This is a genomic window from Methylomonas sp. 2BW1-5-20, from assembly GCF_052474515.1.
Genome location: NZ_CP184127.1, coordinates 968,720 through 995,679 on the forward strand (window position 1 = coordinate 968,720; position 26,960 = coordinate 995,679).

The 26,960-nt window shown below is 45.9% G+C and carries 29 protein-coding genes; all 29 read left to right on the top strand.

Translation table 11 applies throughout. The features are described from left to right. The first annotated feature begins 39 nt into the window (after positions 1 to 39). The gene (gene rfbC, locus ACH50O_RS04405; protein ID WP_446812111.1) at positions 40 to 588 is read left to right on the top strand and encodes a dTDP-4-dehydrorhamnose 3,5-epimerase; all 549 of its coding nucleotides are present in this window, start codon (positions 40 to 42) and stop codon (positions 586 to 588) included. Next, on the top strand, positions 585 to 1,373 hold the full coding sequence (locus ACH50O_RS04410) for an ABC transporter permease (protein WP_446810826.1): 789 nt from the start codon (positions 585 to 587) through the stop codon (positions 1,371 to 1,373). The genes rfbC and ACH50O_RS04410 overlap by 4 nt, the downstream gene beginning before the upstream one ends. A 5-nt stretch (positions 1,374 to 1,378) precedes the next feature. Further along, the gene (locus tag ACH50O_RS04415; protein ID WP_446810827.1) at positions 1,379 to 2,122 is read left to right on the top strand and encodes an ABC transporter ATP-binding protein; all 744 of its coding nucleotides are present in this window, start codon (positions 1,379 to 1,381) and stop codon (positions 2,120 to 2,122) included. A 98-nt stretch (positions 2,123 to 2,220) separates the two neighbouring features. After that, positions 2,221 to 3,696 carry a glycosyltransferase family 61 protein gene (locus ACH50O_RS04420; protein ID WP_446810828.1) on the top strand — a complete coding sequence of 492 codons (1,476 nt, stop codon included), beginning with the start codon at positions 2,221 to 2,223 and terminating at the stop codon, positions 3,694 to 3,696. Next, the gene (locus ACH50O_RS04425) at positions 3,693 to 4,448 is read left to right on the top strand and encodes a hypothetical protein (protein ID WP_446810829.1); all 756 of its coding nucleotides are present in this window, start codon (positions 3,693 to 3,695) and stop codon (positions 4,446 to 4,448) included. Before ACH50O_RS04420 ends, ACH50O_RS04425 begins: the two co-directional genes overlap by 4 nt. Further along, complete coding sequence (locus ACH50O_RS04430) at positions 4,445 to 4,858, top strand: sugar 3,4-ketoisomerase (RefSeq protein ID WP_446810830.1); 414 nt, start codon at positions 4,445 to 4,447, stop codon at positions 4,856 to 4,858. The genes ACH50O_RS04425 and ACH50O_RS04430 overlap by 4 nt, the downstream gene beginning before the upstream one ends. Further along, on the top strand, positions 4,858 to 5,970 hold the full coding sequence (locus ACH50O_RS04435) for a DegT/DnrJ/EryC1/StrS family aminotransferase (RefSeq protein ID WP_446810831.1): 1,113 nt from the start codon (positions 4,858 to 4,860) through the stop codon (positions 5,968 to 5,970). Before ACH50O_RS04430 ends, ACH50O_RS04435 begins: the two co-directional genes overlap by 1 nt. Positions 5,971 to 6,034: 64 nt before the next feature. Further along, complete coding sequence (locus ACH50O_RS04440) at positions 6,035 to 7,456, top strand: hypothetical protein (RefSeq protein ID WP_446810832.1); 1,422 nt, start codon at positions 6,035 to 6,037, stop codon at positions 7,454 to 7,456. A gap of 23 nt (positions 7,457 to 7,479) precedes the next feature. Beyond that, positions 7,480 to 7,839, top strand: a complete 360-nt coding sequence (locus tag ACH50O_RS04445; RefSeq protein WP_446810833.1) for a hypothetical protein — start codon at positions 7,480 to 7,482, stop codon at positions 7,837 to 7,839. 184 nt (positions 7,840 to 8,023) lie between these two features. Next, a complete protein-coding gene (locus tag ACH50O_RS04450; RefSeq protein ID WP_446810834.1) occupies positions 8,024 to 8,200 on the top strand; it encodes a hypothetical protein in 177 nt (58 codons plus the stop codon). Positions 8,201 to 8,203: 3 nt separating this feature from the next. Further along, positions 8,204 to 8,692, top strand: coding sequence for a GtrA family protein (locus ACH50O_RS04455; protein WP_446810835.1), 489 nt, complete (start codon positions 8,204 to 8,206; stop codon positions 8,690 to 8,692). Then, positions 8,676 to 9,620 carry a glycosyltransferase gene (locus tag ACH50O_RS04460; RefSeq protein WP_446810836.1) on the top strand — a complete coding sequence of 315 codons (945 nt, stop codon included), beginning with the start codon at positions 8,676 to 8,678 and terminating at the stop codon, positions 9,618 to 9,620. Before ACH50O_RS04455 ends, ACH50O_RS04460 begins: the two co-directional genes overlap by 17 nt. Positions 9,621 to 9,816: 196 nt before the next feature. After that, a complete protein-coding gene (locus tag ACH50O_RS04465; RefSeq protein WP_446810837.1) occupies positions 9,817 to 11,799 on the top strand; it encodes a methyltransferase domain-containing protein in 1,983 nt (660 codons plus the stop codon). A gap of 178 nt (positions 11,800 to 11,977) precedes the next feature. Beyond that, positions 11,978 to 12,751 carry a sugar phosphate nucleotidyltransferase gene (locus tag ACH50O_RS04470; RefSeq protein ID WP_446810838.1) on the top strand — a complete coding sequence of 258 codons (774 nt, stop codon included), beginning with the start codon at positions 11,978 to 11,980 and terminating at the stop codon, positions 12,749 to 12,751. Continuing rightward, entirely contained in the window at positions 12,748 to 13,137 is a 390-nt protein-coding gene (locus ACH50O_RS04475; protein ID WP_446810839.1) for a hypothetical protein, read from the top strand. Before ACH50O_RS04470 ends, ACH50O_RS04475 begins: the two co-directional genes overlap by 4 nt. Continuing rightward, entirely contained in the window at positions 13,127 to 13,795 is a 669-nt protein-coding gene (locus ACH50O_RS04480) for a phosphocholine cytidylyltransferase family protein (RefSeq protein ID WP_446810840.1), read from the top strand. Before ACH50O_RS04475 ends, ACH50O_RS04480 begins: the two co-directional genes overlap by 11 nt. After that, positions 13,792 to 15,036 (top strand): DUF711 family protein, encoded by a 1,245-nt coding sequence (locus ACH50O_RS04485; RefSeq protein WP_446810841.1) that lies wholly within the window; start codon positions 13,792 to 13,794, stop codon positions 15,034 to 15,036. Before ACH50O_RS04480 ends, ACH50O_RS04485 begins: the two co-directional genes overlap by 4 nt. 16 nt (positions 15,037 to 15,052) lie before the next feature. Continuing rightward, a complete protein-coding gene (locus ACH50O_RS04490; RefSeq protein ID WP_446810842.1) occupies positions 15,053 to 15,751 on the top strand; it encodes a class I SAM-dependent methyltransferase in 699 nt (232 codons plus the stop codon). Beyond that, a complete protein-coding gene (locus tag ACH50O_RS04495; protein WP_446810843.1) occupies positions 15,751 to 16,494 on the top strand; it encodes an aspartate/glutamate racemase family protein in 744 nt (247 codons plus the stop codon). The genes ACH50O_RS04490 and ACH50O_RS04495 overlap by 1 nt, the downstream gene beginning before the upstream one ends. A 40-nt stretch (positions 16,495 to 16,534) precedes the next feature. Next, entirely contained in the window at positions 16,535 to 16,759 is a 225-nt protein-coding gene (locus tag ACH50O_RS04500) for a hypothetical protein (protein ID WP_446810844.1), read from the top strand. A 23-nt stretch (positions 16,760 to 16,782) separates the two neighbouring features. Beyond that, entirely contained in the window at positions 16,783 to 18,201 is a 1,419-nt protein-coding gene (locus ACH50O_RS04505; protein ID WP_446810845.1) for a hypothetical protein, read from the top strand. Between the two features lie 91 nt (positions 18,202 to 18,292). Continuing rightward, the gene (locus ACH50O_RS04510; protein WP_446810846.1) at positions 18,293 to 19,168 is read left to right on the top strand and encodes a glycosyltransferase family 2 protein; all 876 of its coding nucleotides are present in this window, start codon (positions 18,293 to 18,295) and stop codon (positions 19,166 to 19,168) included. A gap of 8 nt (positions 19,169 to 19,176) precedes the next feature. Then, a complete protein-coding gene (locus ACH50O_RS04515; protein ID WP_446810847.1) occupies positions 19,177 to 20,049 on the top strand; it encodes an SDR family oxidoreductase in 873 nt (290 codons plus the stop codon). Between the two features lie 261 nt (positions 20,050 to 20,310). Then, the gene (gene rfbF / locus ACH50O_RS04520; RefSeq protein ID WP_446810848.1) at positions 20,311 to 21,075 is read left to right on the top strand and encodes a glucose-1-phosphate cytidylyltransferase; all 765 of its coding nucleotides are present in this window, start codon (positions 20,311 to 20,313) and stop codon (positions 21,073 to 21,075) included. Further along, positions 21,075 to 22,166, top strand: a complete 1,092-nt coding sequence (gene rfbG, locus ACH50O_RS04525) for a CDP-glucose 4,6-dehydratase (protein ID WP_446810849.1) — start codon at positions 21,075 to 21,077, stop codon at positions 22,164 to 22,166. The genes rfbF and rfbG overlap by 1 nt, the downstream gene beginning before the upstream one ends. Next, on the top strand, positions 22,167 to 23,480 hold the full coding sequence (rfbH, locus tag ACH50O_RS04530; RefSeq protein WP_446810850.1) for a lipopolysaccharide biosynthesis protein RfbH: 1,314 nt from the start codon (positions 22,167 to 22,169) through the stop codon (positions 23,478 to 23,480). Between the two features lie 72 nt (positions 23,481 to 23,552). Continuing rightward, positions 23,553 to 25,211 (top strand): thiamine pyrophosphate-binding protein, encoded by a 1,659-nt coding sequence (locus ACH50O_RS04535; RefSeq protein WP_446812112.1) that lies wholly within the window; start codon positions 23,553 to 23,555, stop codon positions 25,209 to 25,211. A 13-nt stretch (positions 25,212 to 25,224) separates the two neighbouring features. Beyond that, positions 25,225 to 26,145 (top strand): NAD-dependent epimerase/dehydratase family protein, encoded by a 921-nt coding sequence (locus ACH50O_RS04540; RefSeq protein ID WP_446810851.1) that lies wholly within the window; start codon positions 25,225 to 25,227, stop codon positions 26,143 to 26,145. An 11-nt stretch (positions 26,146 to 26,156) separates the two neighbouring features. Continuing rightward, entirely contained in the window at positions 26,157 to 26,912 is a 756-nt protein-coding gene (locus tag ACH50O_RS04545; protein WP_446810852.1) for an FkbM family methyltransferase, read from the top strand. The last annotated feature ends 48 nt before the right edge of the window (positions 26,913 to 26,960 follow it).

The window sequence follows — 26,960 nt, forward strand, 5'->3', positions numbered from 1 at the left end:
GTAATGGTTGAGTTTGTCCGTCAATCATTAGGTAAATCAATGCAGGCTACTAGATTATCCATTCCGGACGTTGTTTTGTTTACGCCCAAGGTGTTTGGCGACGAACGCGGTTTTTTCTTCGAAAGTTTTAATGAACGGGTATTTCAGGAACTAACCGGTTTAAAAGTTAATTTTGTGCAGGACAATCATTCGAAGTCGCAAAAAGGGGTTTTGCGTGGCTTACATTACCAACTACCGCCCAAGGCGCAAGGCAAATTGGTGCGTGTGGTGCAAGGAGAGGTATTCGATGTGGCCGTCGATATTCGGAAAAGTTCGCCGACGTTTGGCAATTGGGTAGGCGAAATACTATCTGCGGAAAATAAACGGCAAATGTGGATTCCTGAGGGGTTTGCCCATGGGTTTGTGTCGTTAACGGAAACATCTGAGTTTTTATACAAAACTACTGAGTACTACTCTCCAGAGTTTGAACGCTGCATCAAATGGGACGATCACCAAATTAATATCAGTTGGCCGTTTTCAGATAAACCCACAATATCGGCGAAAGATAAGGACGGATTTAATCTTTCGGATGCGCAGGTTTTTTTATGATTAAAGGCTTGGCCGTTTTTTTTACAGAAGTAATAGCAAATAGAAACGTTCTGTTACAGCTAGTTTTCCAGCAATTGATATTGCGATACCGTCGTACCACGCTCGGTTATTTATGGACGCTAATTAACCCGCTGTTGATGATGTCCGTGATGGCTTTGGTATTCGCAACGCTATTCAAAACAGATTTAAAAAGCTTTGCAGTTTTTTTGTTTGCAGGGATGATTCCGTGGAATTTTTTCAATTCGGTGGTTACTCAATCCGGTTCCTCCTTGATCAATAACGAAGGGTTAATCAAAAAGATATATTTGCCCAAGGCGATTTTTCCATTGAGTATTACTTTTGCACTGTTGATAGATAGTATGCTTTCATTCTTGGCTTTATTCGCGATTATACTCGTCATCGGAGGCTCCCTATCCTGGGCGGTATTATTTATACCCGTATCCTTCTTGTTATTATTTTTTTTTACGTTTGGGATTGGCTTGATCATGTCAATCGCGACTGTGTTTTTTCGCGATCTACAGCATGTCATTTTAATAGTAATGCAAGGATTGTTCTTTTTAACGCCGATTCTATATAGGCACGACGCATTGGCGGGCAAGGTTGGCTGGTTGGTAGCCTTGAATCCTGTCGTGCCGTTTATCGAACTTTTTCGTGAACCGCTTTATCACGCTGTGCTGCCCAGTACCGATGTTATGATGCAAGCACTTGTGATTTCCTTCTCGGCCATGGTCGGCGGATTATGCGTTTTTCGGTCGCAAGAGAAAAAAATCGTTTTTAGACTGTGAGCAATATGTCGAGCATCAGTGTTGAAAACCTGTCGATCAAATTTCGTATTTACCATGACAGGTCGCCATCGTTAAAAGATTATTTTGCCAATCTGTTCAGACGGAATGGGCCGGTCGCCTATTCGGACTTCTGGGCGGTCAAAGATGTTTCCTTTGAAATCAAAGCCGGCGACCGGGTTGGTATCGTCGGTCACAACGGCGCTGGCAAAAGTACTTTACTAAAAGCCCTATGTCGAGTCTATGAATCCGCGTATGGTAAGGTTTTAGTCAACGGGCGTATTGCGCCGCTATTGGAAATTGGGGCGGGCTTTCACCCGGAATTCACTGGGCGCGAGAATATTTATCTGAATGGTTCCATTCTTGGCTACAGTAAGCAGCAATTAAAAGAAATCGAGCCTGAAGTTATCGCTTTTGCCGAATTGGAAGAATTTATTGACACCCCGGTTAAGTATTATTCCACTGGTATGTATATGCGACTGGCGTTCTCGCTGGCAACAGCAATGCATCCCGATATTTTGGTGTTGGATGAAGTATTTGCCGGTGGCGACGTGACGTTTATGACCAAGGCCAAGGCACGCATGCACGACCTGATTAACAAGGCAAATATTATGATAATGGTCTCCCACGATCACTTGTTGATCAGGTCCCTCTGCAATCGAGTGATTTGGTTGGATCACGGCAAATTATTGGCGGATGGGGCTCCGGAAGAAATCGTCGAGCGCTATTTGGCCGGCCGAAAAGGCGCTTAGTAATATGATTTCCCTTAATAGACTGTAACTAACTGCAAAATGCCGTTCGATATCAGCATATTGTGTTTTTATGTAGAGCTTCGGGAGCGGTTGCCGTCATGACCGTTCTTCCGCAGTCCAATCAAGCCGCGTCTGAGGCGATCGATAAATTTCCTCATCCCTTAGCGTTCAGGTCGGTAACCGAAGACACAATTTTGACCGTGTCAAACGTTGTAGCGCCAAAAGTTTGGGAGATCGAACAGCGTAAGGATAATACGCGTGATGTTCTTGCCCGACTCAAAGCGACCGGATTGGGTAAGTTCTATTCTAGCTATCTCAAGTCCCACCCCATCGTTCGTACGTTAGTCATTTGGACTTGGCGCAATGGCTATCAGCTTTACGTTAAGCTGCTTGCTGCACATCCGCTAAATAGACGGGTGTGGCGCTGGCGTAAGTTGGTCAAATTGAGTGTGTTTGCGAAAACAAGGGATATTCCGACCGTCGAATTGGTAGCTGCCGAACTGGTTAAAACGCCGGCGCCCAAAGTTTTCCCGCTTAGCGACGAAAGCTACTTAGTTTCGCCTCAAGAACATTACTCATTACCGCCCGTCTTTGTGGCGAAGATCAGTAAAGGGACAATTTATGGCGGTACTAATCTCGTTTTGATGGGGGATGAGGTCATTTGTCATGATCTTTACGATTTCCAACGGGATTACACTAGTGAAGAGCTTCACGGCCGCAATCTGATTGATCCGGAAAAAGGCAGAATTCGCTGGCTGTTACACGACGACTTCCCTGAGTTTCTTCCTGTCGCTGCGGTTTTTGTAGATGCCTGTGCAGTGAATTATGCTCATTGGTTGACGGAGGTGTTGCCGCGAATTGCCGCATTTTGTCGTGAGAAAAAATTCGAGGACGTTCCTATTGTCGTAAATGAAGGACTTCACAAAAACATTATGGAGTCCTTGTTCCTGGTGGCGGGAGGAGAGCGGACAATCATCACCTTACCCATCGGTAGGGCAATTCATATCGAGGAGCTTTATCTCACATCGGTTGCCGGTTACGTACCGTTCGAACGGCGTAACACTAAGTTAGCCGGGCATTCGCATGGCAAATTTAATCCGGGGGCATTCGAGGTCATTCGAATGCAAGTTTCCGGCTTTATGGAAAAGCTACCTGATCAGGCTTGGCCGGAAAAAATATATCTGCGGCGCAATTCCGGCACAAGACAAATCACGAATACAATAGAATTAGAAGAGCTATTAATTCACCAGGGTTATGTAATTGTTGAGCCGGAAAAGCTAACGTTTTTACAGCAAATTCAATTATTCAGAAATGCCAAGGAAATTATTTCATCTACGGGTGCCGCATTATCCAATACCATTTTCTGCAACTTGGGGACTAACTTGGGCGTGCTTATGGCGAAACACGAAAATATGATTTACAGATATTGGTTAAATATGCTTTCGCCGTTACAAGTGAATGTGTCGTACGTACTCGGAGAGATAGTTGAAAAGCAGGAGTTGGGTATCCATGGAGACTTTTTTATCGACAGCAATAATATTTATCAACTATTAAAGGCATGGCAAACAGAATGAAAGGCATTCATCCTTCTGCTTATGTATCACCTGCGGCAAAACTTGGGGATGGCGTTGAAATAGGCCCATTTTCTATCATCCATGACAATGTTGTTCTTGGCGATAGAGTAAAGGTCGGAGCCTACTGTGAAATGGGAATATCCACTCCCTTGGGCGACGGAACGCCACTGATTATTGGCGATGATTCTTTAATTCGATCGCAGTCGGTGTTTTATGAGTCCAGTTCATTCGGGCCGGGTCTGATTACTGGTCATCACGTGATTGTCAGAGAAAAAACAATAGCAGGATTGAGTTTTCAGATAGGCACATTTACTGAAATTCAAGGAGACAGCAAGGTGGGCGACTATGTCAGGTTTCAGTCGAATGTCTTTGTCGGAAAAATGACCACTATCGGCAACTTTGTGTGGATATTGCCCCGTGTAGTGCTGACTAACGACCCAACTCCACCAAGTAATGTGTTGATTGGTTGTACCGTCGAGGATTATGCCAGTGTCGCAGCGGCATCGGTTGTGTTGCCAGGGGTAACTATCGGGCGTCATTCCTTGGTGGCGGCCCAAGCGTGCGTCACCAAGGACGTGCCGCCGAATATGATTGTGGCAGGTGTCCCCGCTCGCATTATTGGCAGTACTGGTTCCATTAAGTTGCGTGATGGTTCCGGCAGACCGGCCTATCCATGGACGAGTCACTTCTCGCGTGGCTATCCGGCCTCGATAACGGAACATTGGGCATTAAATAACGGAGAGCAGCAATGATAGAAGATTGCAGAATTATTGATTTACCAAGAATTAACGACCCTCGGGGTAACTTGACATTTGTTGAAGCAAACCGCCACATACCGTTCGACATCAGTCGGGTCTATTATCTATACGATGTTCCAGGCGGCGCAGAGCGTGGAGGCCATGCGCACAAAGCACTCCATCAACTAATCATTGCGATGTCGGGTTCGTTTGATATTCATCTTGATGACGGATATTCGAAGAAGACCGTACATATGAACCGCAGTTATTATGGCCTTTACGTGTGCCCAATGATTTGGCGAGAAATCGATAATTTCTCATCGGGAGCGGTATGTATGGTTCTGGCTTCTAACTACTATGACGAACTAGATTATTATCGCGACTATAACGAATTTACTAACGACGCCAAAAGAGTAGCCCAATAATGCAAGTACCGTTTCTTGATCTGGAAAGATTACATCGTTCTATTCGTGAACAACTTGATGCTGCTTATAGCCGTGTGATGGATTCCGGTTGGTTTATCATGGGTCCCGAATTGGAAGCTTTCGAAGCTGAATTTGCACAATACTGTGAAGTCAAGCACTGCATTGGGGTTGGTAACGGATTGGAAGCTTTGCATCTGTTGTTGCAGGCCTACGGCGTCGGACCCGGCGATGAAGTCATTGTGCCATCAAACACCTTTATCGCTACCTGGTTGGCGGTAACTCAGTGTGGAGCCACTCCGGTCCCGGTAGAGCCTGATATTGATTCCCATAACATTAATCCGGCGTTGATCGCAGCAGCTGTGACGAGCCGCACACGGGTTATCATGCCGGTACACTTGTATGGTCAGCCTGCCGACATGGATCCGATCAATGAAATTGCCGCCAGGCATGGACTTATCGTTATCGAAGATGCCGCTCAGGCACAAGGCGCTCGTTATAAAGGGCGGCGTGTCGGATCGCTTGGCGACGCTGCGGGTACCAGCTTTTACCCCGGTAAAAATCTGGGAGCGCTTGGTGACGGCGGTGCGGTACTTACCGATGACGACGCTGTTGCTAACAAGGTAAGACAACTCCGCAATTACGGTTCAAAAATCAAATATCGCCATGATATTGCTGGTTATAACAGCCGTTTAGACGAAATGCAGGCAGCTTTCCTCCGCGTAAAACTGGCTTTGCTGGATGAATGGAACGGCCGCCGCAGAGATGTCGCAGACCGTTATTCGAAGCTCTTGGCGGGCACGGATATTGACTTGCCCCAGGTTCCTGATTACGCCGAACCGGTATGGCATCTTTACGTCATTCGCAGCAAACAACGGGATGCATTAAAGACCAAGCTCGAACAGCAAGGGGTGTCGACTATTATCCACTATCCAATTCCGCCACATCAACAAGCGTGCTATGTCGGGTTTCGAGAGCTCGCCTTACCGGTAGCGCAAATGTTGGCGAATGAAGTGTTGAGTTTACCAATTTCGCCGGCAATGACGGTTGATGAGGTTGAATTTGCGGCCCGGACCATCGCGATATCCTTGGCAAGCAATGAGGCTGCCCATTAGTGACCACTCGGCGTTTATTAATATCTCACCCTGTTTATCCCGTGGTGGGCTTGTAAGGGTGGGAATGATTGCCTTTCATAAATTGACAAATCTTATGCTTAACCCCCTTTTTGGATTAAAAAAAATGAGCGAGGTAGGAACTACCGAGACTGGCCAAGTAGGCTTGGGTGCAATTAATTGTTGTTGGTTTGTATGGGCATGTTATTTCCTGGCGTTGCTGGTTATCGCTGTGTTCCAGACAATTACCTCTTTAGATGTTTGGGGGCACAGCTTGCTTGAAGCGGCAAGGGAAACCCATTATGGCGATCCAAACTCGTTTGCGTCGGCAGCCATGGATGTGAGTTCCCAAGGCTGGGTTACCCAAAATACCAGCTGGATATTCAATCTATGGCCGCCAGGGTTTGTTTTGCTTGAAGCGTTATTATTAACGTTGTTTGGCAGTAACGCGCCCATGCCGTTGCTATTGCTCGTGATAAGCGCCGGACTTTTTGCGGCTATCATGATGGAAATGCGCCGTATTTTAGTTAGCTCATTTGGGCAATGGGCTTGGTTGATACCACTGTTAATTTTTTGCTTTGCAGAGGCGCGTGTCTTTTTAATCAGCCCTTTGGGACTGATGTTTGGTGAATGGTTATCCATAGCGTGTTTCTTTTGGGCGGTCTTGTTATTGGTGCGTACAACCTTAAAAGCAGCCATATTGGCCGGGATGTTTTTCGCGTTTGCCGCTTATGCTAGATCGCAATTCGAGTTTTTTCTGAATGTGATGCTGTTCGTTTCAATTGCTTTGGCAATAGTGTCATCGCTTCGCAAAAAACAGGGTGTGGACAATTGGTCGCAGGCATCAAGACTTTTATTGATTGCGTTGCTTGTCGCGCAACTTTTTATGCTGCCGTGGCGGATATATCATTTAAATCAAGGACATGATTTAAGGTGGGTTTATACTGGTCCTTTAATAATTGAAGCAAGTCTTTCTACGGATATTGCTTTACAGGAAAAAGGCGGCGGATTTTTGGCTCAGGGAGGCATAAATATGGCTTGCCATATTGCTCCGGAGCATTGCGGCGAAACAAGCAGTAGTGTTTATTGGAGGATCTTCCTAGGGCATCCATATGAATGGATCAAAGGAAAGGTGAAATTGCTGCCAAGATATTGGTTTGCACCTACAACTTCTCTTACGGTTCCCAACGCTCAGCCGGACTTAGTGGATGTATTGCTAAAAGGTGCCTTATTGGTCTGTTTTGTTGGCATGTTGTGGTCCCTTTGGAGAGTTCGAGACACTAATGGCGCGCCTGCGTGGCTTGGGGTGTCGTTGGGATTGGTGGCCGCGCATTGTGTCATCATTGCGTTTTCACACTTTGAAGTGCGCTATTTTTTCTTTATTAAAATGTATAGCTTGTTTTCATTTACTTTATTGTTGTCCGTGCCGACGGAAAGTAGACCCTACTGGGGTTTTGGATCGTCGAAACTGAATGAGCACCTTTCCTAGTTGAAGGGCTGGACAATGTATTAATGATGATTCGAATAGCTATTTTCGGTATAACCAATCGAATCGTCAGAGCTGTTGTCGTTCACCGTTCCGGTGAAGTCGCAAAACTCTTGATAGCTTTTGGGCGGTTGTCGCGGTATTTTTCGGTAAAGCCAGCTTACGGGTTTGCGAAGCAAGAATTCGATGTAGTCATCAATTTTGAAGGGGGCAAACCGGCGCAGACAATGGCGGGTGGTGGATCAATGTTTGACATTAACTTGCACGTTTATGGTTTGCCACTTAATTTGCGTTACGCGCGCACCGCTGGTCTTTGCTTGCTTTTCGGCAGTGGATCTAGACTAAATTTACCGTCTCGCAAAATATCGGCATTGCCGGTGTCCTGAGTTAGTTATCATCAATATTCGCGTGTTCAATTATTTCAGTCGCACACAAGATATTTCCATGTGCTTTCCGCGTCCCTCCAGTTTCTATTGGATGGTCGGCACCTTGCTTTGTCAATCCTTTACCGCTGCTAAGCTCCATTGCTACAGTCTAGCGCCGATTGTCATATCGAAGCCGTGGTTAATCATGCAAGACAAATTTGGTTTAGTTTTTGAAATAACCGAGACAACTGCCGGCATTAATGCGGCAAAGAGCCCGCCTCACTTTCGGTTGAACATCTGCGTTGCAGATATTGGCTCGGTGTTGTCCCTTGAGGATATTCTGATTGAAAAACAAATATTACTCGGTGCTCGAAAGCAGTAGTGGATGAAAATGCGTTCTAAACCAAAGTGTAAACGTAAGAAACGCACGGATCGGCGGCCTAAATCAGGCCGAAGAGATAAGCCGGCGGGTCGCCAAATAAGATCAAACAGCGGCAGAATAAAACTAATAGCTCGCTTCTTAGGTGTGGGATTAATTAATACGGTTTTTGGCTACGCAATTTATGCGCTCTTAATTTTATTTAACATGCCGTATTTAGGCGCGCTTCTTATGGCAACCATTGTGGGCGTGATTTTTAACTATTTTAGCATTGGGCGATTGGTTTTTAAGTCAAAAAGTGGGGCGCATACATTTGCTAAGTTTATTGCGGCATATGGGTTGGTATATTGCATAAATGCGACTGCTCTGAAATTATTAATTAATAACTTACAAATCAACCCTTATATTGGGCAGGCTTTATGTATACCACTGAGTGTGCTTCTTAGTTGGTTTTTGATGAATTACTGGGTATTTAAAAATGACGAAAAACGATAAGCTTATTAGTATAGTCACTCCTTGTTACAACGAAATTGATAATATTGAAGAGCTTTGTCAGCGTGTCGCTACGGTTATGGCTGCACAGCCTTACGAGTATGAACATATTTGTATAGACAATTGTTCAACCGACGGAACAGTAGAAAAAATAAAAGAAATCGCGCAGCAGAATAAACGCATAAAATTAATCGTCAATGTGCGAAATTTTGGACATATCAGGTCTCCGTACTATGGCATACAACAGTCCAGCGGCGATGCCTGCATATTGATTGCCTCCGATCTACAAGATCCACCTGAAATGATCGCTGAATTTATCAATAAATGGGAGCAAGGATACAAGACGGTATTAGCAGTCAAGCCGGAAAGTGAAGAATCATCGGCGATGTTTGGCTTGAGAAAAGCCTACTACCGCCTATTGGCCAGGATATCCGATGTGCCATTGGTGCAAAACGCAACTGGGGCTGGCCTGTTTGATCGAGCAGTTGTCGATATTCTACGCAGTATTCAAGATCCTTATCCGTACTTTAGAGGGTTGTTATGCGAAATAGGATTTCCCATAGCGACGGTTCCATTTAAACAGCCCAGGCGGAAGGGCGGTGTTACCAAAAACAATTTTTATACTTTGTATGATATTGCAATGCTAGGTATCACTAATCATTCAAAAGTTCCATTACGTCTTATGACCATAAGCGGATTTCTGCTTGCACTATTTAGCTTATTGGTTGCCTTTTCCTTTTTTATAGCAAAGTTGTTATATTGGGATTCATTTCAGCTAGGTACTGCTCCTCTGTTAATTGGGGTATTCTTTTTTGGAGCTATTCAAGCTTTCTTTATTGGTTTGCTCGGTGAGTATATAGGATCGATTCACACCCAAATACGCAACATGCCCTTGGTTATTGAGAAGGAAAGAATAAATTTTGAAAAATAGTTTAAAAGGCTTATCTTAATTGCTTGTATTTGATGGCGGTGGTGTTATGGCTGATAAAAGAATTCATAAGGTAACTTATGTGTGTTAATGCGGGGTGGAAGTTGTTTCGGTTGCAGGTGTTTTCTATCTTCGATACTTTAGAAATAAATTGCGTATTTGATCTGAATCTTAGTTTCTGTTCCACGAGTGCTCACAAATGAAATCGATATTTACCGGTTTGCGTTCAATTCGAAGAAAATTGCTTGGGCTAGATGCTTATCAGGCAAGATTGGATGTCATGCATAATAAAATTGATGTTCTCACGGCATCTATGATGTCGGGAGAGGCTGCAGTTGATTCAGCAGCAGAAAAATACCTTGATCGACAAAGTTTAGAGCCGGGCGAGTCTGTCAGAGTGGTATTTGTCGCTCAACATCCATCAATCTGGCCCAGTTGGCGAAGTGTTTGGCAGGCGATGGATAAGGATCCACGTTTTGTTGTAAAAATTGTTTTGTCACCGTTTATACATCCATTTTCTTCGACAGCCGTGACGTTGGACGAGATGCGAGCGTGCTTTATCGATGCAAATATACCGTTTTGTACAGTTGATTATTTCAATATTGATACATACCGGCCCCATTTAATGTTTCTTCAGAATCCTTATGATGAAACCCGGCCGGAGCACTTGAGATCGGAGTGTCTTGCTGAAAAAGGAATAAGAGTTGCCTATATTCCATATGGTTTAGAAGTGGGGGGAGGAGCATGGAACATTACCGCCCAGTTTGATTCCGCGCTTCATAGAACTGCCTGGAAAATATTTGCCCGTTCTGAACGCCATAAAAAAATGTACGGCAAATATTGCCACGCCGGTAATAGTCATGTTGTAGTCACCGGCCATCCAAAATTTGATGCTGTGAATGCCAAATCAGAATTACCTCCGTCTAATGAAATAGCTGGAAAAATCGCTGGACGTAAGGTGATTCTCTGGACGCCGCATTTTTCAGTATCGGATGTCCCCGCCTGGTCTACATATCGTCGGTATAGTGAGTATATTTTTTCTGAGTTCACTCAACGTCAAGATTTGTTCCTTCTGTTAAGACCTCATCCGCTTTTTTTCAAAGCGATGCTGCAACACGGGGTTTGGGATGCTGAAGGTGAACGGAAATTCAGGCAGGCTATCAAAGAGAGTTCGAATGTCGAACTTGACGAAAGTCCGGATTATCATGCTGCATTTTCGGTATCCGATGGACTTATGACTGACGTAGGGTCTTTTTTACTCGAATACCTGCCAACCGGAAAACCATTACTCTATCTCAATCTTCCCGATGGCCTGGGAATGAACGACGACGGAGAACTAGTAAACTTTCTTTACAAGGCCTCAACTTCCGACGATATCAAGTATTTTATCGAGATGGTCTTTAATGGGCAGGATCCGAAAAAGTCTGAGCGTGAAGCAATAGTGCCGGAATTCCTCTCGGGTCTTGATGTAAACGTAGGCGAGAAGATTGCCCAAAGTATTTATTCATCAATAACGGCTGGAGATACTTGGTTTCCGCGGCTTAACAAACAAAGGGCTTCATTACAAAATGACTCCGAGACATACTGGAAGAATTCTACTAACACTTATCTAGCGCCTTCCGATTATTACGAGGCTAAAGAAGCTATCCTGCAGCAGTTTTTGCTGCGATTACCGCCTATTGAAAAAGCTATCGACATAGGTTGCGGTGATGGAAAATTCACTTTTCAGCTGGCTAAATTTGCCAAGGAGATTCTTGCCTACGACATATCGTCGGCACTCATTGACAAAGCCAGAGAAGCCGCTAGTACTTGTGGCGCGACTAATGTCACTTTTTCAGTGCAGGAACTGGAGGCAATCGCACCCTTTGCAAAGTACGACCTAGTCGCTTGCATGGGAGTAACAAGCTGCATTATCGACGATATAAAGTTTGTTTTCTTTCTCGATAAGTTAAGGCCTCTATGCCGGCAGGGCGCTTATCTGCTCCTGATTGATACGCTTTCGACTGCTAACGAACAGAACGCTAAAGATCAAAACGGATATGTCGCAAAATACAGAGTCATCGATGACTATCGCAGACTGTTTGAGCGTCGCGGCTTTGCGCTTAGGGAAGAAATTCTGATCAAGGAGAGCATTGAAAGACAGTGGGTCAATAAATTATTTGTTCTGCAGTTTGACTGTTAAGACAGTGCTCTAAGAAGAAGTGGGATTCGGTGATAAGAAGATATGCCCACATCTAATCATGGCTTTTACCCAGAGCGAACCTACAATAGCTTTCTATACACCATAATTCAAACCATGTACCGAACACATCGGTTCGATTTCTGAATTAACGATATTCCGAACTGATATACTCAAAATTATGTTCAATCAAAGATCTGCAATTCTTCTTGCAGCAGGCCAAGGAAATCGCCTTCGCCCACTCACCGAAGGCATACCCAAATGTCTATTGCCTATAGGCAACAAGACGATTATCGACACCATTCTGCCAAATCTGCTGACAGAGACAGACAGGGAAGTTGTTGTTGTAGCCGGCTATTCAGCCGAAAGCCTGGAAGCACATGTGAAAAATCACTACCCGACGGGCAGAATAAAAATCGTCCACAATACAAATTATGTTGAGGACGTAAATATTCTGTCTACGGATATTGGTGTTGACGCATTGAAAAAACCAGAGCTTGGCTACACCATTATTGAAACCGATATCCTTCTCGAGCCTTCAGCCTGGCAGGTTATTCATGGCGCGGAAAAGACCCAAAACAGTTTTTGGGTCACCAGTGGTCGTTACAATACCAGTTTGACTGGGGGAATCGTGCATGTGTCGGCAGCCAATCATGCCGTAGATCATATAGCTTATGTGCCTGAGTATGACAAAGCTTACGAGGGATGGCATAAGATGGTTGGAATTCTGAGTGTTTCACCTGATCAAGTGAATTCCGATCGTCGTCACAGGAAAACAGCGATCCGGGAAAGCTGTGCGCAGTACTACATGATGCCTTGGATTAGACATGCAAAAGATTTACCATGTATTGCAGTAGACTTAGCAGATCTATACGTACGTTCATTTAACACTATCTCCGATTACGCGCCTGCTTGTCTTGAGTATTCGAAACTATTTCCCGAAGTAACATCATGAAAATCGAATTTTGTGAAACCATACTCCTCAAGCACATCGAGGGATACAGTAATCGCCGTGTAGACTGGTTATGTAAGAAAATCCTCGCAGAAGGGATCTGGTCAAAACCATTGGCGCTTGATCTGGAGTATAACTTGGTACTGGACGGGCAGCATCGGATGGAGGCCGCGTTGCGGCTGGGTTTGAAACAGGTTCCAGTCGTTCGTTATAACTATGCGCATGTGCCATTGAAGACATTGCGCCCTAAACACCAGTTCGATTGGGTTAAGGTAACTGAACAAGCGCTCAAGGGCGATATATACCCTTACAAAACCGTAAAGCATAACTTCACCGAGCCCTTGCCTGTTTGCAGTTTCGCGTTGAAGGAATTGGGATATGCCTGTTAACAAGGCTATCATTCTTGCGGCTGGTCAAGGCTTTCAACTTGATGGCGTGAATAAGGTGTTGGTTCGGCATCCGGAAACTGGAAAAACGATTCTCGATCATGCTCTTGAGGCATTTGAAGGAAAAGATATTACAGTGGTTGTCGGATTTCGCGCTATCCAGATAATGGAGTCATATCCGCGGTTGAACTTCGTAATAAATCCCGATTGGGCACTGACAAACAATGCCATGAGTCTGGGGCTGGCTCTGACGGAAGAACCAACCTACGTGGTATCAGGGGATATTTTTTTCTCGAAGTCACTTATTTCGATGTTGGATGCTGCTCCTGAAAACCTCGCGCTGACGGAAAACCGGGAAAATAGATCATTGACAGCTATACACTGCGTGACAAACACCAGCGGTCTAATCTGCGAAACCTACCAAGGGCCGATCAGGAATATTGAGCACCCAGAAGCGATCGGGCTGTTCAAAATTAGTGAACCAAAAACTCTTCAAGAATGGCGCAGGCTTTGTATTCGCCATGGCAATCTTTTCGCTGGACAAATATTGCCATGTCACCATGCACCAATTCACTCACAACTTCTTGGTTCGCACGCCTTTGAAGAAATCAACACCCCGGCGGATTACCTTCGCCTGATCCACAAGACAATAAGGCAATGATTCGCGCAATTACTCTCGGGGTTCCTATTACTACCGCATCAATTCGTGAAGTTGAGGAAACCATACATAGCTATCAAGAAACAACGAAGTTATTGATAGCGGAACGACAATGGCCAGCAAGAACTGCCAGGATTACACTCCCTCCACTACGTGAAGAGCATGAAGACCAAGTTCATGCCTTACCCTCCCAACTTGCGTCGATCAGTCGGATTGCTGATAAATGTGGGGTACGTTGGTTTTGTCTACCTGTCGATCTTTTGAGTGGAAGTCAGTTCAAATCACGACTAAACATGGCATTTGAGTCGCTTATCCGGGAACGCAAAATGTTCCTAAATCTTATGGTGGCGGATGAGCAAAAAATCGGTATTAGCGCGGCAACAGAAGTTGCAAAACTCATGCTGAATGTGTCTCGAAAGAGTAATAACGGATTCGACAATTTCCGGGTAGGTGTATCCTGTAACTGCCCACCGAATGCCCCATTCTTCCCATTTTCTCGTCACGAGGGGGATCGTTTTCGCTTCAGTTTCGCCCTCGAAACAACGGATATAGCTCTTGATATTTCCGAGTTGGTAAAAAAAAGAAAAATTGGGCTGAAAGAGTTTTCAGAGACTTTTGTGTCTGCGCTTCAGCAGCGTTTGCAAGAGATAGACGATTTCGGTAATCATCTGGCAATAGTCTCCGGAGTCGAATATGCTGGACTTGATGCTGCGCTTGCGCCATTTCCCAACGGCAAAACCTCAATCGGTCGATTGCTGGATAATCTGGGCGCTTCTCCCGCAGGCAGTCACGGTACTTTATTTCTGACCAGTTTACTCACTGATGCAATCCGGTCTGCAATCGCACGCAGCCAAGCTCTAGTGACGGGTTTTAATGGCGTCATGTATTCGATCCTGGAAGATGACTATCTTGCCCAGGCAAATAACTGCCGGAAGATAACCATTAACTCGCTCAGTGCATACTCCACATTATGTGGATGTGGCCTTGACATGATTCCTATTCCCGGAACGACATTCCACGAAGATATTGCGGCTGTTATTCTTGATACTGCTGCGCTGGCTGTCAGACTGAAAAAGCCCCTAGGCGTGCGCCTCCTGCCGATTCCAAACAAGGCGGTTAACGAATTTACTGAATTCAATCTGGATTTTTTATGTGACAGCCGTGTGATGGAAATCGATACAGGTGGTTCCACACTTTATTCCAATGAGCCTGTTTGGCAATATTTTCAAACCAATCCGAATTAATTCATTCGAGGCCTATATGCTTGACCCAATTAAAGTTAAAAAATTCTGGGATAGCAGGTCCCGTACCTTTCAATCAGTTGCATTCGAGAGCATCGCCAACCTGGAACAAAACCCCGAGAATCTTGAAATTAAGATCCGTGATGAAAATAGTAAAGTATTCGCTTGGCTCCCTAACCTGTGCAACAAAAGCGTACTTGATCTCGGTGCCGGTGTTGGGCAATGGACATTTCGATTTGCTGAGCGACAAGCACGAAAAATTACCGCAGTGGAGTTCTCTGAGAATCTCGCGGAAATAGGGCGGAATGAGGCGGTACGCCGAGATTTTCCAAATATAGAGTTTGTGGTATCTCCTGCTGAAAAGTTCGAAACCACCGAGAAATACGATGTAATATTCATTTCGGGGCTTTTCGTATATCTAAATGACGATCAGGCAGAAATGCTGGTTTCCAACCTTAAGAAATTCATGGATGAGAATTCTATTATTCTTGTACGGGATGGATCGAGCATTGTTAGTCGATATGAAATTAACAACAAATTCTCGGAACATTTGCAAGCGGATTACTCGGCCACTTATCGGACGCGGGAAGAATATCTCCAGCTATTTAATTCAGCAGGATTCAAATTGATTCAGGATGAGAATATGTTCGCGGAGGGCCATCCGTTAAACAAATACCCTGAAACCAGACTCCGACTTTTTCTATTCAATAAAATCTGATGCCTCGTATACTGCCTGAATATATTGACGTCAGCTGGCCGCAAAATGAAGGCGCGATTGGTGTTGTCGGTGTGGCTCCATGGGCGACATTGGATTTCTGTCGCAAGATTTATGAGCTTACTCATGCGACCAAAGACTGGCAATATCCGCGGCTCATCATTGATGCCAACACTAAGATTCCAAGTCGAGGTAGGCATCTTGAGCTGGGTGAGCGCGATCCGTCACCGTTTATTAAATCTACGATCAACGAACTTGCCGACGCAGGCGCAACTCTCGCTGTTGTACCGTGCAATACTGCACATATCCTTTTCGATCGATGGGGTAAGGAAACCCGCATTCCGGTTATAAGTATCATTGAGGCAACTGTCCGGCAGTTGCCTGTTTCTAGTCACGTAAATACGGCTATTCTCGGTTCTCGCTACGTCGCTGAAAGTCAGATCTATCAAAAAGCACTTGCAAATGCAGGGCATACAACTGTTGAGATTCAAGCGGATGAACAGGAGCTCCTTAACGAATGTATTGCGCATCTCAAATGTTCTCCATACTTAAACTCTTACTTGGACACGTCGCTCCTGAGGCTAATAAGTCGATTAATAGAATCCGGGACAGAAACAGTTGTTTTGGCGTGCACCGAGTTAAGTATCATTAGCCAAAGTGAAATTTGGGGGCATCTTTCTGTAATCGACTCAAACGAAGCGCTAGCATTTGAGGTGCTCAAAACAATAGGAATTCGTAGGGTCTAATTTTAAAGTGGCTAACGTTGAATATTCTGTAGTTCTACCGATGAAGAAAAAAAAACCGCTGGAATTGAAAAAATCCGGATTGCTCTCAAGAACAGCCAAAATTAGAAAGACGATATGCCTAATACCTATTCCGTGTTTTAGTTTGGTTTTATGCCTGGATCATTTTATCGGAAAAAGTGCGATGGCTGTCCCCAATTGTCTTTATTATTTCTGGCCGTTAGATATTGCAACCGGCGGCTCAAAAATCAACTGGTTAATTAAATGAGGGCTGCAAGCCATGAATCGGTTGTGTCATTTAAAAGTGACATTATTCGTTTAATTGATGACAGGCAGCTCGATCAAGCGCTTAAGCAGATCCATCATTTGGTGGAGCGAATCATCACTGAGCCCTTGTGTACCTCTCATGTGTTTGGCTCAAAGACGCTGGATGAGCTTTGTATGCGTATTGGCCGTATCAATCTTGCAAATATTACGCATGAAACGCCAGTTAATACTCAGGGTTTGCCTGTGTTTGTTTACATAGTCACCAAACTGCAAAAGTCGGGTGGGCATACCCGCGTCATAGAGGATTTCATCAAGACGCAACCCGTCGGACAACACACCATTTTATCGACAGAGCTCGATGGCAAATCGGATGTCGAATATCTGAACAATGTGCTCGCCAAGCAGGCTAACGTCGTTTTGGAGCAGTGTCCAAAAGTAAACTATCAGAAAAGACTGACGTGGTTACAGATGCGCTTGGTAGCACTAGCGCCGAAAAAAACGTATTTGTTTAACCACCATCAGGATAGTGTGGCTGTTGCCGCGATACAGCCGGAAATGCATCTGGATGCCAGTTTTTATCATCACGGCGATCATCATTTGTGTTTAGGCGTATATTTATCCCACCTTAAGCACATAGATCCCCATCCAATGGGGTATCATAATTGCCGGAATGTGCTGGGCATAGAAAATATCTACATCCCTCTCACTGTCGAGGATAAAGATGATCGCCCAACCGATTGGCCTTTTATGTCTGACGGGACTCTAACTACCTGTACTGCGGCTAGGTCGAATAAAATCGAAATTCCCTATTTCGTAAGCTATCTTGGTTTAATACCCGAGCTATTAAAGGCAACCGGAGGTAAGCATATCCATATTGGAAGATTGACGCCGTGGGCGCTTTTCAAGATTCGACGAGGCTTAAAACGTTATGGGATTCAATCTGATCGGTTCGTATATATTCCTTGGGTGCCCAGTGTTTGGAAATCTCTACACGATTTTCGAGTTGATTTGTATGTGGCATCTTTCCCGTATGGCGGCGGGTTGACATTGATTGAAGCAATGGGGGCGGGTATTCCGGTAGCCTTGCATAGGCATATTTTTTCCAGAGTTTTAAGCGGAATTGATCTTGCTTATCCTGAGGCTTTTAGTTGGCGTTCGCCGGACGAGTTATTAACTTATTGCGCATCGCTAACACCGGAAACACTTGGTGCGTTGAGTCGGCTAAGTCGCGGCCAATATGAGAAATTTCATCGCGTGGAGAATCTTCATGCTGTTATTAACGCTACGGAATTAGACAAGGTAACACCCGCTGATTTGTCCGACAATTTTTCTATCGAAAGCGATGAATGGGCTCTTTGGGTGGAGCGCCAACTCAATGTGCGAAGGCTGCTTGCTAGAATGGCGTACCGCACATTTAAGCGATTTAGAGCGTGGATATCGTGATGCCGGGTATAAACAGCAAAGACTCTATCGAAGAAAACTGCGTCGATATGCAAGACCCCGGCATTTACTATAAAACGTCGAAAAAAGAAATATGAGTGCAGCTATTTCAGCGATCATCGTCAATTACAATGCAGGAGCATTGCTGCATCGCTGTATCGATTCGTTGCTGGCTTGCCCATTGAAAATCGAAATTATTGTAGTGGATAATGCGTCGACTGATAGCAGTTTGAATGAGTTAGTCGGTTTAGCAAACATTCATGTCATTAAAAACCCCAGCAATCTAGGTTTTGCTAAAGCTTGTAACATTGGCATACGCATCGCTACCGCTCCCTTTCTGTTTTTCCTCAATCCGGACTGCTCCTTTCAGCCGGATACGCTAACCAAATTATTAGATGTTATGCAGGCGGATGCCCGCGTGGGTATGGTCGGCGGCTTACTTGTTAATGCTGACGGAACCGAACAGGCCGGCGGCCGCAGAGCAGTTCCTACTCCTTGGCGTTCTTTCACCCGGGCATTTGGGTTAGTTCGTTTCGCGGATCGATGGCCCCGACTGTTTTTTGACTTTCATTTGCACAATCAACCATTGCCGGATCATGCCGTTGAGGTGGAGGCTATTTCCGGTGCATGCATGATGGTCAGGCGCGAGGCGATATTGGATGTCGGAGAATGGGACGAAGAATATTTTCTGCATTGTGAGGATCTCGACTGGTGTATGCGTTTTCGGCAAAAAGGCTGGAAAATTTTGTTTGTGCCGACAGCGAAAATTGTGCATGAACAAGGTGCATGCGGTCGCTCGCGTCCCTTATTTGTTGAATGGCACAAACATAAAGGGATGTTGCGTTTTTACCGTAAATTTTTTCAACATCAATATCCGGGGATATTGATGGGCTTAGTGATACTCGGTGTCTGGTTCAGGTTTGTGTTAGTGGCGGGTTACCACTCTTTCGTCCGTTTCCGTAAATCGTAGCGGGCAGCATGACTCATAAAGTTAAAATAGGCGTATTGGGGGCAAGCAGCCATGTGGGCTTGGCGCTTTTGCCCTTGCTCACAAAGGCGGGTTTTGACGTTATAGCTTACTCCCGGCGGAAGGTGACAGCTTCGACTTCTACAATTGTCTGGCGAACGGCGGACTCTCTAATATCTCAGGCCGAACATGTAGATGTCGCTTATTGGATTTGTTTGGCGCCGATCTGGATTTTGCCGGATTACTTTGCCGCATTTCTCGCCAATCATGCGAAGCGCGTTGTAGTGTTGTCTTCGACCAGCCGCTTTACTAAACAGGGTTCTTCGGATCTGTCGGATCAAATGCTTGCTCGGCGTTTTGTAAGAACAGAAATTGATTTGCAAGAATGGGCAGCCAACGCTGGAGTCGAATGTGTCATTCTGCGGCCAACATTAATTTATGGCTTGGGCCGGGATAAAAATATTTGTGAAATTGCGCGCTTGATTCGCCGTTTAGGCTTTTTTCCTTTATTAGGGCACGCCAAGGGGCTACGTCAACCGGTTCATTGCCGTGATGTGGCGCGGGCTTGTGTCGCCGCTTTGTTTGCCGAGAATGTAGTGAGTGAAGGCTACAATCTGTCCGGTGCGGAGGTGTTGAGCTACAAGGAGATGGTTGCCCGCATATTTAATGCCATGGGGCTTAAACAGCGTTTTATTGAAATTCCTTTGTTTTTAATGCGGATTGGCTTCGTCGCTCTAAAAATCTTGCCACGCTATCGCAGTTGGTCTTTCTCAATGATGGAGAGAACGAACCAAGATTTGGTTTTCGATCATCAAGATGCCAGCCGCGATCTGGGATTTAATCCAAGACCGTTTCGGCTTGAGCCTGAAGACTTAATAAAATGAATTTGCTGTGTTAGAACTCGTCATTTGCCTGTCAATGAACGTGGCTTTCGGTAAGTGTCGTCGAGTCAATTTATTTATTGCCAGATCAAATCCGATATATATCCTTTCAGAATCAGTCTTAACTTTGAAATTTAGCAATGTAATTATCTCTAGGCTTTTTGTTGGGCTTGCTGCTGGGTTATCATGCCTCATTTTTTCTCGGGCTAAAATCAAGCGCTATTTGCAAGTCCAACATTAATTCCTCTCTATAAAAGCATCAGAATGAAAACAGTCATCCTAGCCGGAGGATTCGGCACTCGCATCAGCGAAGAGTCGCACCTTAAGCCCAAGCCTATGATAGAAATTGGCGGCAAGCCGATTCTCTGGCATTTAATGAAGATATACTCGCGCTATGGCATTAATGACTTCGTCATTTGCTTGGGTTACAAGGGATACGTCATCAAGGAATATTTTGCCAACTACTTTTTGCACATGTCCGATGTCACATTCGACATGGAACATAATCGTATGGAAGTGCACGAAAAAAACGCCGAACCGTGGCGAGTGACGCTGATCGATACCGGGCAAGACACGCTGACCGGCGGCAGATTGCGGCGCGTGAAAGATTATATCGGCGATGAAACCTTTTGTTTTACCTATGGTGACGGTTTGGCCGACGTCAATATCGATACCTTGATTCAGTTTCATCGTTCGCAAGGCAAAGCGGCGACGCTGACCGCAATTCAACCGCCTGGTCGATACGGTGCGCTGAATATTGCCGGCGATGCCGTGCTCGATTTCCAGGAAAAGCCCGCCGGCGATGGCGCCTGGGTTAACGGTGGTTTTTTTGTGCTGGAACCGTCTGTTTTGGATTATATCGATGGCGATCTGGTTAGCTGGGAAGCTCAGCCACTGCAACGCCTGGCGGCTGAGAATCAATTGGCCGCCTATCATCACAACGGCTTTTGGCAGGCGATGGATACCATGCGCGACAAAAATCATCTTGAGGATTTATGGAGCCGTAATCCGCCTTGGAAGGTATGGTAATGAACGCTCGGTTTTGGGAAGGCAAGCGAGTCTTGTTGACCGGCCATACCGGCTTCAAAGGTAGCTGGCTGTCGTTGTGGCTGCAATCCAGGCAAGCGCAAGCGATCGGGTACGCCTTGGCTCCACCGACAACCCCGAGTTTGTTTGAGGCCGCCGGTGTTGAGAGAGGTATGACCAGCATCATTGGCGATATTCGCGATTTGCCGAAATTGCGTGCTGTATTTGCCGAGCATCAACCCGAAATTGTGATTCATATGGCGGCTCAGCCTTTGGTGCGCTACTCCTATAGCGAACCGGTAGAGACCTACTCAACCAATGTGATGGGAACGGTCAATCTGCTGGAAGCGGTGCGTCATACCAAAAGCGTCAAAGCGGTAATCAATGTTACCAGCGACAAATGCTACGAAAATCGCGAATGGGTCTGGGGGTATCGCGAGAACGAAGCGATGGGAGGGTACGATCCCTATAGTAACAGCAAGGGGTGTGCGGAATTGGTAACAGCTGCCTATCGCAATTCCTATTTTCACCCGGACAAATATTCCGACCATGGCGTAGCGTTGGCGTCCGCGCGAGCGGGAAATGTCATCGGTGGCGGCGATTGGGCGGAAGACCGGCTGATTCCGGACATCATGCGGGCGATAACTCAAGGCCGGCCGGTCAATATTCGTAATCCTCACGCCATTCGCCCGTGGCAGCATGTATTGGAGCCGTTGTCAGGCTATTTGTTGCTGGCTGAAAAGCTCTATGACTATGGTGCAAGCTATGCGGAAGCCTGGAATTTTGGGCCGAGCGAGGACGATGCCAAACCCGTGCAATGGATAGTGGAAAACTTGACTACGAGCTGGGGCGAGGGCGCGGATTGGATTTTGGATGACGGTAATCATCCACACGAAGCACATTATCTGAAGTTGGATTGTGCCAAGGCAAAAACGCATTTGAGCTGGCATCCTAGATGGCATCTCGAAAAGACATTGACTTCGATTGTCGAGTGGCACAGAGCATATCGCGACGAATGCGACATGCGTGCATTAACCTTGCAGCAGATCGATCAATACAACCGGGTTTTCAAAAACACCAAGCAGGAAATTTAAGTGGATAAAACAGAGTTGAAGCAGCAAATATTCAATCTGGTAGAGCAATATAGCGCGTTACATTTTGCGGAAAAATCGTTTCAGGCCGGAACCAGCAGTGTTCCGCCTTCCGGCAAAGTACTCGGTGCCAGCGAACTAAAAAACATGGTTGAAGCCTCCCTGGATGCTTGGCTAACGACGGGAAGATTCAACGAAGCGTTTGAAAAGCGTTTTGCCGAATTTGTCGGCGTGCCATATGCATTGACGACCAATTCAGGTTCCTCCGCAAATCTATTGGCGTTTACCGCTTTGACTTCGCCCAAGTTGGGCGAGCGGGCGTTAAAGCCGGGCGATGAGGTGATTACCGTTGCGGCGGGTTTTCCGACTACCGTCAATCCGATTTTGCATGCGGGCATGGTGCCGGTGTTCGTCGATGTGGAAATTCCGACTTACAATATCGATCCGCAAAAAATTGAAGAGGCAGTGTCGGAGCGCACGCGCGCCATCATGATTGCTCACACCTTGGGTAACCCGTTTGATTTGGACGCCGTAATGGCCATAGCCAACAAGTACAATTTGTGGGTTATCGAAGACTGTTGCGATGCCCTGGGTTCAACCTATAAAGGCCAGCATGTGGGGCAGTTCGGCCACATTGCTAGTTGCAGTTTTTACCCGGCGCACCATATTACGATGGGCGAGGGCGGCATGGTGTTTACCAAGGATCGCAAACTGCGCAAGATTATCGAGTCGTTCCGCGATTGGGGACGGGATTGTTATTGCGCGCCGGGTTGCGACGATACTTGCGGTATGCGCTTCGGTTGGCAGTTGGGCACATTGCCGAAGGGCTACGATCATAAATACACCTACTCGCATTTGGGCTACAACCTGAAAATCAGCGATATGCAGGCAGCCTGCGCATTGGCGCAAATGGATCGGTTGCCGGAGTTTATTGCGGTACGCAAGCGTAACTTCGAATATCTGAAACAGCGTCTAAAATCCTGTGAGCAGTTTTTAATTTTGCCGGAGGCGACGCCAAACAGCGAGCCTTCCTGGTTCGGCTTCCCCATCACCTTACGCGAATCCGCCGACTTCGCTCGCGTCGACCTACTGAAATATCTGGACCAATACAAAATCGGTACCCGCTTGTTGTTTGCCGGAAACCTGACGCGTCAGCCTTATTTTCAAGACAGAATCTATCGGGTTAGCGGCGATCTACACACTACCGACCAGGTAATGAACAATACCCTATGGATAGGTGTGTATCCGGGCTTGACCGAAGAGATGTTGAATTTTGTGGTTCAAAAGCTGGAAGATTTCTTCCGGATAAATGATTGATATAGACGAAACGGAACGAATTTGAAAGCCTCCGACGCAGTTGCCAAGTTTTTGTTAGCCCATAACGTTCAAATGTGTTTTGAACTGGTGGGAGGGATGATTACCCATCTTTTGGATAGTTTTGCCGAATCCGGCGGTTTTAGCATCGTATCCATGCATCACGAACAATCCGCCGCATTCGCTGCGGAAGGTGTGGCGAGACATGCAAGAGGCAAAACACTTGCCGTAGCCATGGGCACCAGCGGCCCGGGAGCGACTAATTTACTGACAGGTATCGGCAGTTGCTGGTTCGATTCTGTTCCCTGTTTGTTTATTACCGGCCAAGTTAATACTCACGAGCTAAAAGGGGAGTTAGGCGTCAGGCAGCAGGGCTTTCAGGAATTGGATATCGTCGAAGTTGCCCGATCGCTGACCAAATTTTCGGTCAGAATTGATAGCGCCGAAAGTTTGTTACCGCAATTGCATAAAGCCTTGTCGACGGCATTGAGTGTGCGGCAAGGCCCGGTGTTGTTGGATATTCCTAACGATATCCAGCGAGCCGATATTCCGGACGAGTCGGTTGAGAACTGGCTAAGTCAGCCATTGGATGTTTTTACGGAATCCAACGTTGCCGAGAACGATCTGAAAGGATTATCGGCGCTGTGCGCGGCCGCGCGGCGTCCGTTAATTTGCATTGGCGGTGGCGGTCGATGGGCCGATTCGATGGAACAGTGGCTGGCCAATGTCGATCAAGTAGGCATTCCCTATGTATCAACGTTGATGGGACACGAGAGAGTAATAGCCCGAGACCGTTACTTCAATATGATCGGCAGTTATGGCAACCGTGAAGCAAATTGGGCGATACAAAATTGCGACTTGTTGATTGTTATTGGGGCCCGGCTAGATGTGCGGCAAACCGGCGCGGATGTGGATGACTTTGGGCGTCAGGCGACAATTGTGCAAATAGATGTCGACCACGCGCAGTTGAATAATCGGGTTAAAGCCGATTTAAATATTGTCGCCGATGCGGAAAGTTTTTTTAAGCTTTTCCCGGTTTCGGCGGACACGTTTAGAAATATCGATCAGAGTTGGGTAAGCGTCTTAAACGCGCAACGTGAGCGCGCACAAGGCAATGAGTATCCGGATTGGACGATCAGTCCTAGCGAAGTTTTTAAAAAGCTGAATCGAGTTTTAGCAGATGTCGCCGTGGATTATGTGTGTGATGTGGGTAATCATCAGATGTGGGCGGCGCAAAGTCTAAGGCTGTCTCCGCGTCAGTCCGTGCATTACAGCGGCGGCATGGGAGCCATGGGTTTTGCATTACCTGCCGCGTTGGGAATTGCGCTGCGATCTCGCGGTAAAGTCGTCGTGATTACCGGCGACGGCAGTTTGCAAATCAATATTCAGGAGCTTGATACGCTGGCTCGCTTGGGTGTGGATTTAACCATATTGGTGCTGAATAATTCGATGCTGGGCATGGTGAAAAACTTTCAGGATATGTATTTCGATGGACGCGACCAATCTACCCGGAAAGGTTACAGCAGCCCGGTTTTTGCTGATATTGCCAGCGCCTACGGCATTGTGGCTCACCGCATAAATTCGACGGAAGAATTGGATCGCATTTTGAGTCTGATCCCCGGTCATGAAGGCCCGTTACTTATCGAACTGATGATGGAAGGTGCCGCGGAATGCAGGCCGCGTCTGGCATTCGGTTCGAAACTGGATGAGCAGTTTCCGAAGCTCACTAGTTAAGCGATACCTGAATATGCGAATAGCCATTCTTGGCGCCACTAGTCAGATAGCCAAGGATTTAATTGTTTCCTTTTCAGGCAACAAAGACACTGAATTATATTTGTTTGCGCGTCGTCCTGCGGAAGTGAGCAATTGGTTGGCTTCCGTTGGTTTGTCGGAATATTACCCTGCCAACGAGTTTTCCGAATTTCCCAAGATTGATTACGAAGCGGTTATAAACTTTGTCGGTGTTGGAAACCCGGCGCAAGCTGTGGCGTTGGGTAATGGCATATTTGAGATCACCGAATATTTCGACAATCTGGTTTTGGAATATTTGTGCCAGCATCCTCACTGCCGTTACTTGTTCCTTAGTAGCGGTGCTGCGTATGGCGGTGGTTTTACCGAGCCTGTAACATCAGATACTCGTGCAGTAGTCAATATTAATCGACTAGAGCCTCATGAGTGGTATGGTGTAGCCAAACTTTACGCTGAATGCCGGCACCGCGCGAGTCCTGATTTTGCAATTATCGATATTCGAGTTTTTAACTACTTTAGTCATACCCAGGATATCAATGCACGGTTTCTAATAACCGATATGTTGCGGGCCATCCGAGACAATGTCGAGCTTAAGGTGTCGTTGGATTATATCGTGCGTGATTTTTTGCATCCGTCCGATTTTTACAAATTAGTTTGTGTATTACTGGGAACCGATGCCATCAATACTGTTGTCGATTGTTATAGTAAAGCACCGATTGATAAACCAAGTTTGCTCGCCGCAATGCGGGATAAGTTCGGTTTGCGTTATGACGTTAACGAGGTCGATCCCAGTCTTAATTCGACTGGCAATAAACCTTATTATTATTCGCTTAATCATCGCGCTGCGGATTTTGGATACAAGCCTGAATTAACTTCCCTTGAAGGTATAGTTATAGAGTCAGGTAAGCTTATTAAATAATTAGATTACTGATGAATTTTACGACAAGACTAATAAATTGGCTGATCCGACAAATTGATTTTCTTAAGTTTAGAATCAAAAATCCGCGAGTGCTATTTGTTAAGCCTTTAACAATCGGCACATATTATTCACAAGAAGGGCAGGATTTATATCTGTCGAGCTTGCTATTCAGTGAGCTGGAAAGTTCGGCGGGTGGATATGTCGTGGATGTTGGCTGCAATCACCCGGAAAAATACTCTAACTCCAAGTTCTTTGAGAAATATTTCAAGTGTAAAACGATTGCGATTGATCCCATTGAGGAATATAGGGAGTTATGGAAAGAATTACGGCCCGAAGCAATATTCATAGCGACGGCTTTGGGAAGTTTGCCTGGGACAGTATCTTTAAGTATTCCTGAGTCGGGATCGTTTTATGACGATATGTTTAGTTCCATAACCGGAAACAATCCCAAAATAAGCGGTACTAATTGTGTGGTGCGAGATGTACCCTGCGTTACTTTGGCTTCGGTGATTGCCGAGCATAAACTTGAAGTCGTCACGCTACTGTCGATTGACGTTGAAGGTGTCGAACTTGATGTCGTCCGAGGAATTGACTTTGAAAGAGTGTTAATAAAGTGTTTGATTATCGAGAATAATACCGTGAACTTATTTGGTTCTGAGGAAATTCGGGAGTTTTTGCGATTAAAAGGCTATGTGTTTTTTTCCAGAATAGGTTTTTATGACGACGTCTTTTTGCATAAGTCCTTGTTGCAAAAGATTCGGTTGTAAGTGTTACCACACTGCTGTTGTTTCGGGTGGGCGTCTCTTTATTTGTTG